This window comes from Streptomyces sp. NPDC096310, assembly GCF_044763125.1.
Lineage (GTDB): Bacteria > Actinomycetota > Actinomycetes > Streptomycetales > Streptomycetaceae > Streptomyces.
The window spans coordinates 67919-85252 of record NZ_JBIWFO010000003.1; the positions used below are offsets into that span (position 1 = coordinate 67919).

The window sequence follows — 17334 nt, forward strand, 5'->3', positions numbered from 1 at the left end:
GGCCGGGCACCGGGGCCCGTACGGGCGTCAGGCCTCGTCCGGCCCCTGGGTGATCTCGACGACCGCGCAGCCGACCTCCATGCCGGGCGTGGTGCCGACCATCAGCACCTTGTCGCCCGGGACCACCTGGCCCGTGAGCCACAGGTGTTCGAGCCCGATGACGACATCGGACATCCCGGCGTGACCGATCCGCCGGCTCTGCTCCCAGGTGCCGCGCGCCGCGTCGATGCCCAGCGGCTCGAAGTAGAGCGCGTGCAGGGGATCCTCGTTGAAGCCGACGTGCGTGACCCGGGCCACGTCGTCCAGGGAGAGACCCGCCTCGGCCAGGGTGCGCTCCGCGACCACCGAGAGCAGGTCGATGAAGTTGCCGCCGGGCGGCTTGGCGCCGTCGGCCCACTTCCGCTGCCAGTACTTCACCCGCGTCTCGAAGTCCAGGAGCCGGCCCACCGGTTCGCGCGGCGGCAGCAGCGAGTCGTCGGTACGGTGCCGCCACTCCAGCTTCGGGTCCGACACGGAGCGGATCGCGAGCACCTTGGCGAACCCGCCCCGCCGGGAGACCACGAGGGACGAGGCGCCGTCCGCGAGCAGGAACAGCGCGGAGGAGTGGAAGCGGTCCACCAGCGGGGTGTTGAAGTTGTCGGCGGCCGTCAGCAGGACGGCGTCCTTCTCGGGTGCGGCGATGAGCCGGTGGGCGGCCATCTCCAGGCTGGTCAGCACACCGTTGCAGCCCTGCTGGATCACGGTCGCCGTGATCGGCCGGTCCAGTGTGTGCAGCAGGATGTAGTGCGCGGGCGACCAGCCGTCCGGGCCCTGGAGGAACGTGTTGCTGTGCAGCAGCGCGGCGAAGTCGTCCGGGCTGTGCCCGGACCGCCGTATCGCGGTCTCGGCGGCCCGTACCGCCATGTCCGGTGCGGACAGGGTGTCCTCGACGGACACCGACTCCATGCCGGAGTCCTTGTACTCGTCCGCGCCGAACGCCCCGGACTCCACGGCCTGTTCGAGCGGCATCAGCGCGGGGATGTAGGTGCCCACCCCCGCCAGATAGACGTTCTCGACCTTCATTGGACTGCCTTTCCACGCACGTGTCGGTCTCCGACGACCGGCCGTGCTCAGCAGAGCACGGCGCACAGGGCCGCTTCCTGAGTGGGCGTTACTCACTTCTCGCGTACGGGATCCGTCCTGGGTCCGCCGCCAGGGCGGCGAGCACGGCGTCCGCGACCTGCTCGGGGGTACGGCCCCCGGTGTGCACGACGACGCGGGCGGCCTCGGCGTACAGGGGCCTGCGGGCGTCGGCCAGTTCGCGCCACCGCCGCGCGGGGTCCGCGGCCAGCAGCGGGCGGCTGGTGTCCGCGCCGAGCCGCGCGACGGCCTCGTCGGGGCCCAGGTCCAGGAAGGCCACGGGACCCCCGGCCAGCAGCCCGCGCACCCCGGGGTCCAGGACCGCGCCGCCGCCCAGCGCCAGCACACCGGTGTGCTCGGCGAGGGCCGTACGCACGGCGGCGGACTCCAGGCCCCGGAAGTACCCCTCGCCGTCCTCGGCGAAGATCGCGGAGACCGGTCTGCCCTGCGCGGCCACGATGTCCGCGTCGGTGTCCCGGCACCCCACCCCGAGCCGGGCGGCGATCAGTTCGCCGACCGTTGTCTTGCCCACGCCCATCGGCCCCACCAGGACGACCGCCGGACCCGGCGCTTCAGCGCTCACCGGACGGGCAGACGGTCGAGGTAACCGGTGACGTTGGCGCGGGTCTCGGCCACCGAGTCGCCGCCGAACTTCTCCGCGACCGCGTCCGCCAGGACCAGCGCCACCATCGCCTCGGCGACGATCCCGGCGGCCGGCACCGCGCACACGTCCGAGCGCTGGTGGTGCGCGGGGGCGGCCTCGCCGGTCGCGACGTCGACGGTGGCGAGCGCGTGCGGCACGGTGGCGATCGGCTTCATCGCCGCCCGCACCCGTACCAGCTCACCGGTGCTCACCCCGCCCTCGGTGCCACCGGAGCGCCCGGTGGCGCGGCGGATCCCGGCGGGCGTCGGGTGGATCTCGTCGTGCGCCCGCGAACCGGGCACCCGGGCCAGCGCGAAGCCGTCACCGACCTCGACGCCCTTGATGGCCTGGATGCCCATGAGCGCCGCCGCCAGCCGGGCGTCGAGCCGGCGGTCCCAGTGCACATGGCTGCCGAGCCCCACCGGCACCCCGTACGCCAGGACCTCCACCACACCGCCGAGGGTGTCGCCGTCCCGGTGGGCCCGGTCGATCTCCGCCACCATCTCCCCGGCGGCTTCCGGGTCCAGACAGCGCACGGGGTCCCCGTCCAGCCTGGCCGTGTCGTCCGGGGCGGGCAGGAGTCCGTACGGGGCCTTCGCCGCCGCCAGCTCAACCACATGGGAGACGATCTCGACACCGGTGGTCTCCCTGAGATACGAGCGGGCCACCGCCCCCAGCGCGACCCGGGCCGCCGTCTCGCGCGCACTGGCCCGCTCCAGTACGGGCCTGGCCTCGCCGAACCCGTACTTCTGCATCCCCGCCAGATCGGCGTGGCCGGGGCGCGGCCGGGTCAGCGGCGCGCCGCGCGCCAGCCCGGCCAGGGTCTCCGGGGCCACCGGGTCGGCCGCCATGACCTGGTCCCACTTGGGCCACTCGGTGTTGCCGATCATGACGGCCACCGGGGACCCCATGGTCAGCCCGTGCCGGACACCTCCCAGGAAGGTGACCTCGTCCCGCTCGAACTTCATCCGGGCACCGCGGCCGTACCCCAGCCGCCGCCGCGCCAGCGCGTCCGCCACCACTCCGGTGGTGACCGGTACGCCGGCGGGCAGCCCCTCCAGCGTCGCGACGAGCGCGGGGCCGTGCGACTCGCCCGCGGTCAGCCAGCGCAACCTGCTCAACAGCGTTCTCCTCCCGGCTCCACAGCGGGGCCGTACCAGGGTTGTCAGAGGTGTCAGGGGTGTCAGAGGTGTCAGCGGTGGTCGAGGGTCAGACCGCGGAGCCGCTCGTCCCCACGAGCGGGGAGTCGGGGGCGCTCTCGCGGGTACGGAGGAACTCGGCGACCAGGAACCCGAGGTCCAGGGACTGGGACCGGTTCAGCCGGGGGTCGCAGACGGACTCGTACCGCGAGGCCAGGTCCTCCAGGAGCACCTCGTGCCCGCCTCCCGTGCACTCGGTGACGTCGTTGCCGGTGAACTCCACATGGATGCCGCCGGGATGGGTGCCGAGGCTCCGGTGGACCTCGAAGAAGCCCCTGATCTCGTCGAGCACATCGTCGAACCGGCGGGTCTTGTGACCGGACGGAGCCTCGACGGTGTTGCCGTGCATGGGGTCGCACACCCAGGCGACCGGCGCGCCCGAGGCGGCGACCTTCTCCACCAGCGGGGGCAGGATGTCCTGGACCTTGCCCGCGCCCATCCGTACGACGAAGGTGAGCCGGCCAGGCTCGCGGTCCGGGTCGAGCCGGTCGATCAGCCGGAGTGCCGTGTCGGGCTCGGTCGTCGGGCCGAGCTTCACCGCGATCGGGTTGTTGATCCGGGAGAAGTACTCGACGTGCGCGCCGTCCAGGTCCCGGGTCCGCTCACCGATCCACAGCAGATGCCCGGAGGTCGCGTACGGCTTCCCGCTGAACTCGTCGACGCGGGTCAGGGCGGCCTCGTAGTCCAGGAGCAGCCCCTCGTGCGAGACGAAGAACTCGACGGTGTCGACGCCGTGCGGATCGTTGCCGGTGGCGTGCATGAAGTGCAGCGCCTGGTCGATCTCGTCGGCGAGGGCCTCGTAACGGCGTCCGGAGGGCGAGCCGGAGACGAAGTCCTGGTTCCAGTTGTGCACCTGGCGGAGGCTGGCGTACCCGCCGGTGGTGAAGGCGCGGACCAGGTTCAGGGTGGTGGCCGACGACCGGTACATGCGCAGCAGCCGGTCCGGGTCGGGGACGCGTGCGGTGTCGGTGAAGTCGAAGCCGTTCACCGCGTCGCCCCGGTAGACCGGCAGTTCGGTGCCGTCCCGGGTCTCGGTCGGCTTCGAGCGCGGCTTGGCGTACTGCCCGGCGAGCCTGCCGAGCTTCACGACGGGGAGCGACCCGGCGTAGGTGAGGACCACCGCCATCTGGAGAAGGGTGCTGAGCTTGTCGCGGATGGCGTCCGCCCCGACCCCCTCGAAGGTCTCCGCGCAGTCGCCGCCCTGGAGCAGGAACGCCTCACCGCGCGCCACGGCGGCGAGCCGTTCCTTCAGCAGGTCGCACTCGCCCGCGAAGACCAGGGGCGGGGCCGCCTCCAGCTCGTCGGTGACGGCGCGCAGAGCGGCCCGGTCGGGCCAGCCCGGTTGCTGGGCGGCCGGATAGGAGCGCCAGGTGTCCCTGGGGGCAGGGGCCGACCCGTTCGTGGGAATGTCCTTGAGGAAAGAGCGCATGTCATGAATTCGCTTTCTCGAATCAGGGATGACGCGGGGACCCAGAAGATCCAATTGACAGTTCCCAGGCGTCCGGATTCTCCGCGGGCACCAGGTGGCGTGCCACGCTGTCGAGCTTTTCGCAGGTCTCCTCGAATTCCCGCTCGGGAATCGACTGCTCCACGATTCCGGCGCCGGCCCGCAGCCAGGTGCGGCCGTTCTGCCGGTAGACGCTGCGCAGCACCAGGGCGGCGTCCATCGATCCGTCCTGGTCCACGGTGAGGACCGCCCCGCTGTACAGGCCGCGCGGCTCCTCCTCGTGCCGGCGGATCGAGTGGTACGCGGCCTCCTTGGGCACGCCGGACGCCGTGACGGCGGGGAAGACCGCGCCGAAGGCGTCCCAGGCCCGGCAGCCGGTGGCCAGCCGGCCCGACACCCGGGACGCCAGGTGCTGGACGCTGCCCCGTTCGCGTACGGCCATGAACTCGGGGACCTCCACCGAGCCGGGTTCGCAGACGTCCGTCAGCTCGTCGACGCCCGTCTTCACCGATATCGCGTGCTCGTACACCTCCTTGGAGGAGGCGAGCAGATCGGCCCGCAGCCGCTCGTTGGCGAGGAGGTCGGCGGTGAGCGCGCGGGTGCCGGCGAGCGGCTGGCTCACCACCCGGCCGTCCGCCGACACCTGGACGACGATCTCCGGGCTGAAGCCGGCGGCCTCCAGGCCGCCGAGGTCGAGCAGGAAGGACCTGGCGGGGTTGTTCGCCCGGCGTCCCACGGTGTAGGTGCTGATCAGGTCGGTGTCGCCCGGGACGTCCACGACGCGGGAGAGGATCACCTTGTGCAGCTCCCGCTGCTCGATCTCCTCGACCGCGAACTTGACGGCGTCCTGGTAGCCCTGCCGGCCGACCCCGCGGACCTCCATCGGCCTCGGCGGGCGGCTCACCTCGGCGGCCGGGCCCGTGAGCAGGCCGACGAGCCCGCTCAGGGTCTCCTGGTCGGCGGCGCGCAGCCGGGCGTGTCCCTCCGTGAACCGTACCTCCGCACGGGGGATCACCAGGTGCAGCAGGCGCTCGTCCCCCAGGTGGCCGAGGTCGCCGTCCTTGGCGTACGACAGCTCGAAGGCCGCCCAGCCGTAGGCGCGCCAGCCGGCCACGGTCACCGAGTCGAGCAGGCCCTGCACCTGGCGCAGCGGCCGGCCGTCCCAGGGCAGATGGACCTCCGGTTCGTCACCCCGGCGCATCCGGGCGCCGGTCCGGTCCACGGTGATCTCCACGAGGGCGCCGCCCGCGTACGACCAGTCGCCGGCGTGCTCGTAGACCACATGGTCCGTGTGCGCCCCCGAACCGGCGAGCCGGGCCGCCAGGAGCAGCGGTTCCTGCGACAGCTCGACCTGGGTCTCGAAGTAATGCTGTGCCGGGGTGGAACTCATAGGGCTGCTTCCTCTCCTGACATGGGAACCGCACGGCGGCGGGGAATACCTGTGCGGCCGCGTCTGCCGACGGCGGGCACGAGGAATGTGAGGACCCAACGAGAACAACACGCCCCGGGGGAGCGGGCCATGAGCGGCCGGTACTCAGTTCGGGCGGCGGCGCCCGTCGGCCGAGGCGGGCGGCCCGGCCGGCCTCCGGAAAAGGGGTCCAAGTGCGCACTTCCCACGGTTGGACGGTCCGTCCAGCCGTCCATCCGCGGTGCGTTGACACGCCTTCGCGCGGACAAATAGAAAGGCTGGGCCGGCCCTTCGAAAAGCCATGGGAGAAAAACGTGGATTCTCACCAGCATGCGCGGGGTTCCTCACCCGACCCTCCCGACCGGGGCGTGACCGAGCCACCGGTCACGGCGACGGAACGGGCGATCGCCGCGATCTGGTCCGAGGTCCTGGAGGTCTCCCAGGTGAGTGTCGAGGACAACTTCTTCGACCTGGGCGGGCATTCGGTGCTGCTGCACATGGTCCAGGACCGGATCGGCCGGGAGCTGGGGAAGAACCCGCCGCTCGTCGAACTGTTCACGTACCCGACGGTCCGGGCGCTCGCCCGCCGTCTCGACGGCGGCGCACCGGACGACACCCGGCCGCCGTCCCGCGCGGCGCGGGAGGCCACCGGCGGCCGTGCCCGGCTGGAACGGCGGCGGGTCCAGCGGACCCGGCCGGCCTCGGACGAACGGGGTGGGACACGTGAGTGACGGACCGTACGGAGACGGCGAGGGCGACGGCGAGGACACCGGCGCGCACATCGCGGTCATCGGCATGGCCTGCCGGTTCCCCGGCGCCGACGGCCTCGACGCGTTCTGGCGGAATCTGACCGACGGCGTGGACACCGTCACCCGCTCAGCCCCCCGGCCGGTGCAGGGCGGCTCCACCGGCTCCACCGGCTCCACCGGTCCCGCCCGGGAGTACGTCCCGGCGCGCGGTCTGCTGAAGGACCCCGAGTGGTTCGACGCGGGGTACTTCGGCTACTCCCCCCGGGAAGCCCGCATCATCGGCCCCCAGCACCGGGTCTTCCTGGAGTGCGCGGTCGAGGCGCTGGACCACGCCGGGTACGACCCCGAGCGGCATCCCGGCTCCATCGGCGTCTACGGCGGAGGCACCGACACGTCGTACGCCCAGCTCCTGCGGCGGCCGGGCAGCGTACCGGCGGCGACCGACATGGAGATCCTGCTCGGCAACGCCGTGGACTACCTGGCCACCCGGGTCGCGTACAAGCTGGGGCTGCGCGGCCCCGCCGTCACGGTCCAGGCCGCGTGCGCCACCTCGCTGGCGGCCGTCCACACCGCGGTCCAGGCGCTGCTGGCCGGCGACTGCGACCTGGCCCTCGCGGGCGGTGTCGCCGTGCACGCGCCGGCGAAGACGAGCCCGTACGTCGAGGGCGGCATCATCGCCGCCGACGGGGTCTGCCGGACCTTCGACGCCGCCGCGGGCGGAACCGTGGGCGGCGACGGCGCGGGCATCGTGGTGCTCAAGCGCCTCGCGGAGGCCCTGGCCGACGGCGACCATGTGCACGCCGTGCTCCGGGGGACCGCGGTCAACAACGACGGCTCGGACCGGATCGGCTTCACCGCGCCGAGCGTCGAAGGACAGGCCGCCGTGATCCGGGACGCCCAGTACGTGGCGGGCGTGGACCCCGGCACCGTCACCTACGTGGAGGCGCACGGCACGGCCACACCGCTCGGCGACCCCATCGAGATAGCCGCGCTGACCAAGGCGTTCGGGAAGGGCGCCGAGGGGCGGGAGGTCTGCCGGATCGGATCGGTGAAGACCAACATCGGCCACACGGACGCCGCCGCCGGCGCGGCCGGGCTCATCAAGACGGTCCTCGCCCTGGAGCACGCCACCATCCCCCGCAGCCTCCACTTCGACGAGCCGAACCCGCGGATCGACTTCGGGGCGGGGCCCTTCCGGGTGGCGACCCGCACCGAGGAGTGGCGCCCCCGGGGGATGCCCCGGCGGGCCGGGGTGAGTTCGTTCGGCATCGGCGGCACCAACGCCCATGTCGTCCTGGAGGAGGCCCCCGCCCCGGTCGCGGCCGATCCGGCCGACCCCTGGCAGCTGCTGGTCCTCTCGGCGCGCACCCCGGCCGCGCTCGGCGCCGTGACGGAGAACCTCGCCGCCCATCTGCGGGCCCACCCGGAGCTGCCGGTCGCGGACATCGCGTGGACGCTCCAGAGCGGGCGGCGGGTCCACGCCCACCGTGCGTACGCGGTCGTCAGCGGCAGGGAGGACACCCTGCGGGTGCTCTCCGGCGAGGACGGCGCCCGCCTGGCCGGCTCCCCGGGAACCTCCGGGGCCCGGCCGGTGACCTTCCTGTTCCCCGGCACCGGTGCCTTGGGCGAGGTGCACCGGCTGTACGCGGCGGAGCAGGCGTTCTGCCGGGCGGTCGAGGAATGCCACGCCGCCGCGGCGCCCCATCTGGGGGCCTCGGCGACCGAAGCCCTGCGCCGGGGCGAGGGGCACGGCGATCCGCTCCTCGCCGATCTGACCGCCTTCGCCGAGGAGTACGCGCTGGCGCATCTGTGGAGCACCTGGGGCATCCGGCCCGCGACGGTGCTCGGTACGGGGGTCGGGGCGCTGACGGCGGCCACCGTGGCCGGGGCGCTGGACCTCGACGGCGCGCTCCGGCTGGTGCTCGGCCGGGCCCGGCTGCTGAACGGCGCCGACGCGGCGAGCGCACCCGACGGACCGAGCGCACCGGGTACGGAATCGGCGGACCGCTTCCAGGAACTGGTCCGCGAGGCCGGCCCCCGGGCGCCCCGTATCCCCGTCGCCTGCGCGGTGTCCGGACGGCTGCTCGCCCCCGACGAGGTGGTGGAGCGCGCCCGCTGGTCCGTCACCCCGGCGGAGGAGCGGAACACGGAGGCCGCGCTCGCCGCGCTGCTGGCCGAGCCCCACGCCGTCCTGGTCGAGATCGGGGCCGGTGCCACGCTGACCTCCCTGGCCCGCCGGAGCCCCGGCCGTACGGACACACACGTCCTCATCCCCACGCTGACCGGCACCGGCGGTACCGACGAACCCCCGTCGCTGCTCACCGCCCTGGGGGACCTCTGGCTGGCCGGCGCGGCGGTCTCCTGGGACGCGGTCCACGGCGACCGGCGCCGGCTGCGGGTCCCCCTGCCCGCGTACCCCTTCGAGCGGCAGCGCCACCTCGTCGAACTGGCCGAGCCCGACCCCCTGCCGGCCGAGCCCGGGTCCCTTCCGGCGGCGGAAGGCGGCAGTGGCAGCGGCGGCGGACCGGTTCGTGAGGAGACCTCGCTCGTGGTGGCCCGGCTGTACGCGGAGATCCTCGGACTCCCCGAAGTCGGCCCCGACGACAGCTTCTTCGACCTCGGCGGTGACTCGCTCATCGCCGTCCAGCTCCTGACCCGTACCCGCGAACTCTTCGCGGTGGACCTCGACGTCCTGTCGCTGTACGAGGCCGAGACGGCGGCCCAACTCGCCGAACTCATCGACAAGTCGACGGCCGACGGCGACAGCAGCCGATGACCGGCCGTCCCGTGAGGAGTCACCATCGTGGAAGCGACCGCCCCCAGGACCGGCGTGCCCGGCGCGGCCCCGGGCACGCCCTGGCTGATCCGCCGGCAGCGCAGGCCGGACGCCCCGGTCGATCTGTACTGCTTCACGCACGCCGGGGGATCGCCCGGTGAGTACGTCCGCTGGTCCGACCATCTGCCCGACGCGCAGGTCTGGGCGGTCCAGTTGCCCGGCCGGGCGTCACGCCGGGCCGAGCCGCCCTACACCAGGATGAGGCCGCTGGTCGACGCGCTGGTGGGGGCGGTGTCCTTCGACCGGCCGTTCGCGTTCTTCGGCCACAGCCTCGGCGGGCTGGTCGCCTTCGAGGTCGCCAGAGCGCTGCGCGATCTCGGCCGGCGGCAGCCGGAGCGGCTGTTCCTGTCGTCCTGCCCGCCGCCGCCCGTCCCCGTGTCCGACCGCGGGACGCCGATGCACACGCTCCCCGACGCCGAACTGCTGGCCGAGACGGAGCGCCGGTGGGGTCCGCTGCCGGACGCGGTCCGCTCGCACCCCGAACTCCTGGCGATCGTGCTCGGCTGCACCCGGTCCGACGTCGCGGTGTTCGAGACGTACGCGTACGTCCCGGGGCCGCCGCTCGACCTGCCGGTCACGGTCTTCGCCGGCACCGAGGAACGGGACGACTTCCGTTTCGAGGACTGGGGCACCCACACCCGGGGACCGGTCGACCTCCACTTCCTCCCGGGGGGCCACTTCTACCTCCGCGCCGAGCAGCGCGAGCTGCTGCGCCGGGTCTCCGAGAGACTGCCGGGCGCCGCGTCCGCCACGTAACACGCACCAGGACACGGAAACGGAACGGGACACGCGGAGCCCATGGACATGTGAAGCACTGACGGGAGTCGCCATGCGCTACACCACCTTCGGCCGTGACACCGGTCTGCGGGTGTCGGAGTACGCCCTCGGCACGGGCAACTTCGGCACCCGCGCGAGAAGCGACGGGCCCGGCTCCGACCTGCTGTGGGGCAGACGCGGCCCGGGCGCCGACCGGGACGGGTCGCGTACGGTCTTCGAGCGGTTCGCCGAGGCGGGCGGCACCTTCATCGACACCGCGGACTGCTACCAGTTCGGCGAGTCGGAGGAACTGGTGGGGGAGTTCATCGCCGCCGACCGTGACCACTTCGTCCTCGCGACCAAGTTCACCAACGGGGCCTCGCCGCAACCCCATGTCTCCGGCACGGGCAACAGCCGCAAGAACATGGTCCGTTCCGTCGAGGCCAGCCTCAGACGCCTGGGCACCGACTACATCGACCTGTACTGGGCGCACTTCCCCGACACGGTCACCCCCGTCGAGGAGATCCTGGCGGCCTTCGACGACCTCGTACGCGCCGGGAAGATCCTCTACGCCGGGCTCTCCAACTTCCCCGCCTGGCGGGTCTCCCGGGCCGCCGCCATCGCCGAGGCGCGCGGCTGGGCGCCGGTCACCGGCATCCAGAGCGAGTACAGCCTGGCGCAGCGCACCCCCGACCGGGAGCTGCTGCCCATGGCCGACAGTCTCGGCCTCGGCGCGGCCCTGTGGTCGCCGCTCGGCGGCGGGCTGCTCACCGGGCTGTACCGGCGCGGCACCGACGGCTGGACCAGTGAGGGTAAACGGGTGATACGCGGCGGCGACGCCGACCAGCGGGAGGCGATCCTCGACGAGGTGCTGGCCGTCGCGAAGGAGACCGGGGAACCCCCGGCGCGGATCGCCGTCGCCTGGGTGCGGGCCCGCGCCCGGCGGGCCGGCACCGGCTTCGTCCCCGTCATCGGACCGCGGAACGCGGCCCAGCTCGCGGACTATCTGGAGGCCCTGGACATCACCCTCACCGAGGAGCAGGTGGCCCGGCTGGACGCGGTGAGCGCCGTACCGCTCGGTGCGCCCCACGAGGTGAACGCGCTCGCCCTGGACCCGGTGCTCGGCGGGGCCGGAGGGCGGGTGGAGCGGCCCGCCACCCCGGCCGCCTGATGCCGGGGCCGCAGGAGCGGGCGAGCGGGGGCGGCCCGTCGGTGAGCGAACTCGCCGGGGTGTGGCGGCTGGCCTCGTTCCACGACGTCGACCCGGAAGGGAGCACCCGGGAGGGGCCGTTGGGCCCGGACCCGACGGGGCTGCTCTTCTACTCCGCCGACGGGCATGTGTCGGTGACCATGATGCGCGCGGTGGAGCGCGGGGGGCCCGGCGAGGCACCGGTGGAGCGGCCGGCGCGGAGCTACATGAGCTACGCGGGGACCTGGCGGCGGCTCGGGGACCAGGTCGTCCACACCATCACGGTGGCCCCTGACCCCGCGTGGATCGGCACGGACCAGGTCCGGGACCTGACGCTGGACGGCGACCGGCTCACGCTGTACGGCGACGCGCTGGTCGGCCGGCCGCAGCGCCGGGTGCTGGAGTGGCACCGCGTCGCGGGTGCCGGCTGACGGCACCCCCGGGGTGCCCGGGTGCCCCACGGAGGGGGATCTGTGCAGGACCCTCGACGGGCTGGTCGCCAAGAAGGTGATCAGGGGCAGGACCGAGGGGACGCTGGGAGGTGCCCTGGCAGAGGGCTTCTTCGCCCATGCCGTGGTGCTGGTCGAGGGACGCGGGGACGAGGGAGTGATCACCGGTTGCGTGGACCGGTCGGGGATCAACCTGGGCGCGGAGGGCATCAGCGTCATCGAGGTAGGCGTTCCTAGAGGGCTCACTGGCCGAGAGACGGATCAGGACCGAAGTCGACGACCATCATTGTCGCGGTGCCTCCGGGAGGGCTGGTCAGCACGCCGCGTACCCGAACTGCGGTGCCGGTGTCATGGCAGTGGACTGCTGTGTGGTAGTCGTCGTCGGGAAGATCCATCCAGATGGTGCGGCTGCGTCGCTGAAGGAGGGCCTGGACGCCTACCTTGCCCGTTTCGTCGTCCGGGTGCCGCCTGAGGTCCGTCACCAGACCGTAGATCACATGCTCTCGGCTGTAGACGCTCGTCTTGAGTTGGTCGGACACCAGTTCCACGATGGCGATGGCATCGCGATTGAATTCGACCTCAAGCGGAGTACCAGCCGGCGCCGCCGCCACACGAGACCAGTTGAACGTGACGTCCAAGCTGTCAACTGCCTCGCTGTTCACGACCTTCGACAGCGCCTGGCACAACTCATAGGAGACGCCTTCCCCAATGGAGTCGGTGATCTCGCTGGGGGTGGGGATCCGGTCGGTGCTCGCTATTTCCTCCAGTACGCCTAGCGCTCGCGACATGGTGGCGGTGACCCGTCGATCGAAGAGGGTTTCCTCGACTTCGATGTCGATCTGGTTCTGTCCTCGCTCGTACACGTCCAGAGGTGAGCGGGCCTGGCTGATGATGGGCACGATGTACGAGCCCTTACGGGTCTGTCCGAGCCGTACATCGCGGGCTTGTTCCCGTGCTCGGGTGGGGAAGTTACGGAAGTGACCTTGGCGGCGGATGGTGGATGCGGCTGAGGCCACGCGGAGTCGTTTGGCGGACTGAAACAGCTCGAATCCGGCGTCCAGCGGGATGGAGCCGTCTCGAAGGGATGGGTGGGAGGCCCTGAGGTCTGTGACATCGTGGAACACGGACGCGATGGAGTCCTGAACGGTCCGTGTGCCCTCGGAGCTGATGCGCGCCAGGTCTGCGACGAGGATGCGCGCGCGTTTGGCGAAGTCCGGAGCGCCCGGCTTCATGGGCACGAGCACGATTTCCTCAGTCGGTCCCGGCAAGCGCCAGAGCTCCGCTACGTCGCCGCCGGAAACCGTGGACCAGCCGGTGACCTTGAGATAACTCCGGATCTCGTCAGGTCCGAAAGGGAGTTCGTCGGTGGCCATGTCAATTCACCGCCGGCGACCTTGCGGCGGTCGATCTGCGGGGCGAGCTTGAGAAGGTGGTCGGCCATCGCGCCGGTGGGGACCACGATCACGTCGGCGGCCCTCGCTGTCTCGCGCAGGACTTGGAGCTGGTCGCGGTGGGACTCGGCGAAGATCAGGTCGGTGCCGTGGACCAAGGCGATCCTGGGGTGGGCCGGCAGGGCCCGGAGCAGGGCGGGGGTGGCGCCGAAGGTGAGGTGTTGCAGGTGCAGTACGCCGATCTGGGCTGGGTCGATCGCGGTCACCAGCGCCCGGCGCAGGGCTGCGACGTAGCGGCTGAAGGAGGCGCCGTCCAGGCACTTGCCGGCGACCGTCAGCAGGTCGAGCCCGGCGGGGAGGTGGGGGTCGGGGCGAGTGGGGGCCAGCATGAAGGCCCGTGCGGGGATGAGGGGCTTGTCGCCGGTGTAGAGGTCGAGGAAGAGTTCGACGCTGCCGCCGGGGCTTCCGGCTGGGAGGTCGAGGAAGGTGGCGGCCAGCGGCCCCGCGGTCGGGCGGACGAGGGGGCTCACAGCGCTCCTTGGGGGATCTCTTCGTACAGGCGGGAGATGTCGATGCCCTGCGTGGCGGCGTACTTGGCGCGCTGTTGCTGGTAGCTGGCCGGGGCGCCGACAGTGGTGAGGAAGACGAGCTTGCCGAAGGTCATTCCCGGATAGACGCGGGCGGGTTTGGCGGCGCGGATTTCCAAGGTCCAGCGGATCGCGTGGCCCTGGTGCCCGAGTGGGGCGGAGACGTGGACCCAGATGCCGAGGGCGCCGATGGTGCGGTTGCCGTTGAGGAGTTGGGCGTAGGTCTCGGAACCGGTCTTCTCCAGCGTGACGCCGAGGTAGAGCACGTCGGGCTGTAGGACCAAGCCGGAGGCGGGGATGGCCAGTTCGGTGAAGGCGGTGAGGGTGGCGGCGTCCAGGTCGCCGTCGCAGATGCGGATCGTGTCGCCCAGCCGCCAGTCGTAGGCGTTGGGGGACAGGCGTGCCGGGTCGTAGGGCGCGATGGTGATTTCGCCCGCGCTGACGGCGGCGGCGATTGCGGGGCCGGTGAGGATCACGAGGCGACCGCCTGCGCGGGTGCCGCGTCCCGCCAGTAGCGGGAGGGCTGGGGGCCGGCGGCGCCCTGGTACTTGCCTCGGTACCGGTCGACGTCCCCGGTGGCGACGAAGAACATGATCTGCCCAATCTTCATGCCCGCGTACACCCGCAGCGGGCGGATGGGGGAGAGCATCAGCGTCCACTGTCCGTGGAAGCCGATGTCGCCGATGGGCGCGGTGATCTCGACGAATAGCACGAGGCGCCCGACAGAGGAGCGGCCGAAGAGCAGTGGGACGAAGACGTCCGAACCGACCTCCTCGACGGTGTGGCCGAGGTACAGCTCGCCGGGCTGGAGGACGTATCCGGCCGTGTCGATTCGGATCGTGTGCGTGGGGTTGGCGTGGTGGGCGTCGATGACCTTGGTGGCGTACGTCAGCAGGGTGGCGCCCAGGCGGACGTTGTAGCTGTTGGGGTTCGTCTGCTTCGGGTCGAACGGGGTGATGCGAAGGCGTCCGTCGGCAACGGCCGTGTTGATCTCGGGCCCGGTGAGGATCATTGAGCGCCCCCTTGAAGAGCGTCGCCAGAGTCAGCGAACGTGGTCGCCAGGACGCTGCGCACCGCCTGGCCCAGACGAAGTCCGGCTTGATGAGTGCGGCCGCCGAGATAGGTGCCGGCGATGTAGTCGGTGGTCAGCACTATGCGCGCTGTGGGTGGAAGGGGCGTAGGCGCGACTGTCAAGGGGCCGACGCGTTCGACGAGATGAGCGAGCAGCTTGGCGTGGTCCTCGGACTGATCGTCGGGGAAGAAGGCGTGGACGAGCTGGTTGCCGAAGGGCTCGATGGCGAGCAAGTCGCCGAGAGTGAGGACATCGCCGAGCGGTACGGGGCGTAGAGCGGTCTCGTTGAGGATGACCGCGTCCGCTCCGAGGCCGGTGTGCAGGCGGGTGGCGATCTCGTCCAAGAGGAGGCGTCGGTCCAACAGGGTATTGAGATATGGCTCGTTCACGATGCCGAGCCGGCTTCCCAGGGTGCTGCTGATGAGCGCGATTTTCTCCTGCAGTACGGCGAGGTCCTCGGGGATTACGGAGGTGTCGGGGAAGGCGCCTACGCGGGCGGCCCAGCCGGCCCCGGCCGGCTCGGCGGTGGCGTACCCGACGCCGAGTTCGTGGCCCTTGACGACGAGGGTGTCGCCGACGGGCACGGGGCCGTAGGTGTTGCTGTGGCAGTGCCCGGCGAAGATGACGTCCGCGAACGGGCAGGCGGCGGCCAGTTTCAGGTCCTCGTCGAAGCCCGAGTGGGACAGCACCATCCAGGCGTCGGCACGGTGATGGTGCTCCAGCATCACCTCGCACAGGGCCAGGGCCGGGTCGATGACGTGGTGGCCGGTGCGCTGCTCGGCGGGGATCGCGTTGAAGGCTTGCGGGCCGATCACTGCGGTGATGGCGATTTTCCGGCCGCCGATGTGCTCGATGCGCACGCGGTCGAAGAGCGGCTTGCCACTGCTATCGTCTGCGTTCGCGCACACGGTCATCTCGTGCAGCCGCGGTTCGAAGTAGTGCGGCCAGCCGTGGTTTCCGGGGGCGAGCAGGTCGTACAGGCTGGTGAGGATCTCGCGCTCGATCTGCCCCTGGCCGAAGCGGTAGAAGCCGGTGCCTTCGAAGAAGTCGCCGCAGTCCACGATCAGGCTCTCGGCCCCGGCGGCGTGAAGGTAGGCGAGCATTGGCGTGGCCTGGTCGAAGGAGGAGTGGACGTCCGTCGTGGCCGTGATCCGCTGGAGCTGCCGGGTCATGGAGTGACCTCACAGATGTCGGCGCCCAGGGCGTGCAGCTTGGTGGGCAGGTCGGCGTGGCCGCGCCGGAGCTGTTCGAGGCCGCCGAGGGTGGTGACGCCGCTCGCGGTGAGGCCGGCGATGAGCAGGGCCGAGCCCGTGCGGATGTCGGTGGCCTCCACGCCGGCGCCGGTCAGCTGCTGCGGTCCGGTGAGGCGGCATTCGGTGGGCGAGAGCTCGTGGATCTCGGCGCCGAGGCGGGTGAGCTGGGGGAGCAGGTTGCCGTGACGGCCGGGGTTGATGTTGTCGGCGAACAGGTGAGTGCCGGGCAGACCGAGGGCGAGGGCCATCAGCGGTGGTTCGAAGTCGGCGTCCAAGCCGTCGGGGGAGAGCGAGGCGATGGCGCGCAGCGATCGCCCGGTCGGCTCGGCGTCGTGAGCCCGGACGGCGAGAGCATCGTCCTCGGCGTCGGCGGGGACTCCGAGCCAGTTCAAGGCGGAGACCAGGGGAACGACGTCGTCGCCGCGTACGCCACAGATGCGTGCGTCCCCGCCGGTCGCCGCGACCGCACAGGCCAGGGTCCCGGCTTCGACCTTGTCGCCGGGCACCGACCAGACGGTGGTCTCCGTCGGGACGGAAGTGGGTGGTGACAGCGTCAGGACCGACTCACTGACCCGGCACTCCCATCCCGCCACCTGCAACGCCTCTACGACGCTGATCACTTCAGGCGAGAGATTGGGGTGGCCAAGGCACAGGGGCCGGTCGGCTACGACCGCGCGCAGGAGGGCAGCGACGCTCGCCCCACGAGAGCGGAATGGCAGCACCATGGACACGGTTCCGGTCCCACCGGTGGCTGCTTCCACGAGGTAGCCGCGTCCATCGACCGTTGTGCGGTCACCGAAGCGCTCGTAGACGTTGAAGTGCTGCTCCATCCCGCGTTCCCCGATCCGGCAGCCTCCCGGCCAGGGCAGCCGGGCTCGCCCGGACGTGCCGAGCAGGGCCGGTACGAGGTAGTACGAGGCCCGGATGCCCCCCCGGCGGCGACCTCGGGATCGGGGCCTGGCTGGGGCTTGTCGCTCGGCAGGATCACGGTGGTGTGCGGGTCGCTGACCGGACGGGCCGTGTGCCAGCCGGCCTGTTGGAGCAGGGTGAGCATGGTCTCGACGTCCGTGTTCGACGGGACGTTGCTCAGATGCACCGGGCGGTGCAGGGCCGCGGCGGCGGCCAGCAGGGGCAGGGCCGCGTTCTTGGAGCCGTCGACGGTGATGGAGCCGGCGAGTGGGCTGCCGGGTCGCACGGCGACCACTTCTGCGGCGACGGGGGGAATGCGTACGGCTG

At 71.8% G+C, this 17334-nt stretch carries 14 protein-coding genes and 3 pseudogenes; 6 read left to right on the plus strand and 11 right to left on the minus strand.

Going from position 1 to position 17334, the window contains the following annotated elements; genetic code table 11:
• Positions 1–27: 27 nt before the first annotated feature.
• The 5 genes from ACIQ7D_RS08590 to ACIQ7D_RS08610 all read right to left on the minus strand — a co-directional run bounded on the left by ACIQ7D_RS08590 (position 28) and on the right by ACIQ7D_RS08610 (position 5798).
• Positions 28–1062, minus strand: a complete 1035-nt coding sequence (locus ACIQ7D_RS08590; RefSeq protein WP_403935233.1) for a ketoacyl-ACP synthase III family protein — start codon at positions 1060–1062, stop codon at positions 28–30.
• An 88-nt stretch (positions 1063–1150) separates the two neighbouring features.
• Positions 1151–1657 (minus strand): shikimate kinase, encoded by a 507-nt coding sequence (locus ACIQ7D_RS08595; RefSeq protein ID WP_403936052.1) that lies wholly within the window; start codon positions 1655–1657, stop codon positions 1151–1153.
• A gap of 41 nt (positions 1658–1698) precedes the next feature.
• A complete protein-coding gene (gene aroC, locus ACIQ7D_RS08600; protein WP_403935234.1) occupies positions 1699–2883 on the minus strand; it encodes a chorismate synthase in 1185 nt (394 codons plus the stop codon).
• Between the two features lie 88 nt (positions 2884–2971).
• Entirely contained in the window at positions 2972–4390 is a 1419-nt protein-coding gene (locus ACIQ7D_RS08605) for a class II 3-deoxy-7-phosphoheptulonate synthase (RefSeq protein WP_403935236.1), read from the minus strand.
• 22 nt (positions 4391–4412) lie between these two features.
• Positions 4413–5798: a salicylate synthase gene (locus ACIQ7D_RS08610; RefSeq protein WP_403935238.1), complete on the minus strand. Its 1386-nt coding sequence runs from the start codon at positions 5796–5798 to the stop codon at positions 4413–4415.
• A 386-nt stretch (positions 5799–6184) separates the two neighbouring features.
• Between ACIQ7D_RS08610 and ACIQ7D_RS08615 the strand changes: the two genes are divergently transcribed.
• The 6 genes and pseudogenes from ACIQ7D_RS08615 to ACIQ7D_RS08640 form a co-directional block, all read left to right on the plus strand.
• Positions 6185–6547 (plus strand): phosphopantetheine-binding protein, encoded by a 363-nt coding sequence (locus tag ACIQ7D_RS08615; protein WP_403935239.1) that lies wholly within the window; start codon positions 6185–6187, stop codon positions 6545–6547.
• Positions 6540–9341 carry a type I polyketide synthase gene (locus tag ACIQ7D_RS08620; protein WP_403935241.1) on the plus strand — a complete coding sequence of 934 codons (2802 nt, stop codon included), beginning with the start codon at positions 6540–6542 and terminating at the stop codon, positions 9339–9341. Before ACIQ7D_RS08615 ends, ACIQ7D_RS08620 begins: the two co-directional genes overlap by 8 nt.
• A 27-nt stretch (positions 9342–9368) precedes the next feature.
• A complete protein-coding gene (locus ACIQ7D_RS08625; RefSeq protein ID WP_403935243.1) occupies positions 9369–10157 on the plus strand; it encodes a thioesterase II family protein in 789 nt (262 codons plus the stop codon).
• 73 nt (positions 10158–10230) lie between these two features.
• Positions 10231–11328: an aldo/keto reductase gene (locus tag ACIQ7D_RS08630; protein WP_403935245.1), complete on the plus strand. Its 1098-nt coding sequence runs from the start codon at positions 10231–10233 to the stop codon at positions 11326–11328.
• Positions 11329–11369: 41 nt separating this feature from the next.
• Positions 11370–11777, plus strand: a complete 408-nt coding sequence (locus ACIQ7D_RS08635) for a lipocalin-like domain-containing protein (protein WP_403935247.1) — start codon at positions 11370–11372, stop codon at positions 11775–11777.
• A 76-nt stretch (positions 11778–11853) separates the two neighbouring features.
• Positions 11854–12012 (plus strand): annotated as a pseudogene (locus ACIQ7D_RS08640) (TOPRIM nucleotidyl transferase/hydrolase domain-containing protein); the annotation flags it as partial.
• Positions 12013–12037: 25 nt separating this feature from the next.
• Here ACIQ7D_RS08640 and ACIQ7D_RS08645 read toward each other — a convergent pair.
• The 6 genes and pseudogenes from ACIQ7D_RS08645 to ACIQ7D_RS08670 all read right to left on the minus strand — a co-directional run bounded on the left by ACIQ7D_RS08645 (position 12038) and on the right by ACIQ7D_RS08670 (position 17302).
• Positions 12038–13168, minus strand: a complete 1131-nt coding sequence (locus tag ACIQ7D_RS08645; RefSeq protein ID WP_403935249.1) for a hypothetical protein — start codon at positions 13166–13168, stop codon at positions 12038–12040.
• 17 nt (positions 13169–13185) lie between these two features.
• Positions 13186–13716: pseudogene (locus ACIQ7D_RS08650) on the minus strand (glycosyltransferase family 4 protein); the annotation flags it as partial.
• The gene (locus ACIQ7D_RS08655) at positions 13713–14249 is read right to left on the minus strand and encodes a dCTP deaminase domain-containing protein (RefSeq protein ID WP_403935251.1); all 537 of its coding nucleotides are present in this window, start codon (positions 14247–14249) and stop codon (positions 13713–13715) included. The gene ACIQ7D_RS08655 and the pseudogene ACIQ7D_RS08650, both read right to left, overlap by 4 nt.
• Positions 14246–14785 carry a dCTP deaminase gene (gene dcd / locus ACIQ7D_RS08660; RefSeq protein ID WP_403935253.1) on the minus strand — a complete coding sequence of 180 codons (540 nt, stop codon included), beginning with the start codon at positions 14783–14785 and terminating at the stop codon, positions 14246–14248. Before dcd ends, ACIQ7D_RS08655 begins: the two co-directional genes overlap by 4 nt.
• Positions 14782–16017 carry a metallophosphoesterase gene (locus tag ACIQ7D_RS08665; RefSeq protein WP_403935255.1) on the minus strand — a complete coding sequence of 412 codons (1236 nt, stop codon included), beginning with the start codon at positions 16015–16017 and terminating at the stop codon, positions 14782–14784. The genes dcd and ACIQ7D_RS08665 overlap by 4 nt, the downstream gene beginning before the upstream one ends.
• Positions 16014–17302: pseudogene (locus ACIQ7D_RS08670) on the minus strand (UDP-N-acetylglucosamine 1-carboxyvinyltransferase). The gene ACIQ7D_RS08665 and the pseudogene ACIQ7D_RS08670 overlap by 4 nt, the downstream one beginning before the upstream one ends.
• Positions 17303–17334 lie beyond the last annotated feature (32 nt).

Excerpts from the sequence above, each read along its gene's own strand:
- ACIQ7D_RS08590 (WP_403935233.1), bottom strand. The coding sequence starts at position 1,062 with ATGAAGGTCGAGAACGTCTATCTGGCGGGGGTGGGCACCTACATCCCC.
- ACIQ7D_RS08595 (WP_403936052.1), bottom strand. The coding sequence starts at position 1,657 with ATGGGCGTGGGCAAGACAACGGTCGGCGAACTGATCGCCGCCCGGCTC.
- ACIQ7D_RS08605 (WP_403935236.1), bottom strand. The coding sequence starts at position 4,390 with ATGCGCTCTTTCCTCAAGGACATTCCCACGAACGGGTCGGCCCCTGCC.
- ACIQ7D_RS08610 (WP_403935238.1), bottom strand. The coding sequence starts at position 5,798 with ATGAGTTCCACCCCGGCACAGCATTACTTCGAGACCCAGGTCGAGCTG.
- ACIQ7D_RS08630 (WP_403935245.1), top strand. The coding sequence starts at position 10,231 with ATGCGCTACACCACCTTCGGCCGTGACACCGGTCTGCGGGTGTCGGAG.
- ACIQ7D_RS08645 (WP_403935249.1), bottom strand. The coding sequence starts at position 13,168 with ATGGCCACCGACGAACTCCCTTTCGGACCTGACGAGATCCGGAGTTAT.
- dcd (WP_403935253.1), bottom strand. The coding sequence starts at position 14,785 with ATGATCCTCACCGGGCCCGAGATCAACACGGCCGTTGCCGACGGACGC.
- ACIQ7D_RS08665 (WP_403935255.1), bottom strand. The coding sequence starts at position 16,017 with ATGACCCGGCAGCTCCAGCGGATCACGGCCACGACGGACGTCCACTCC.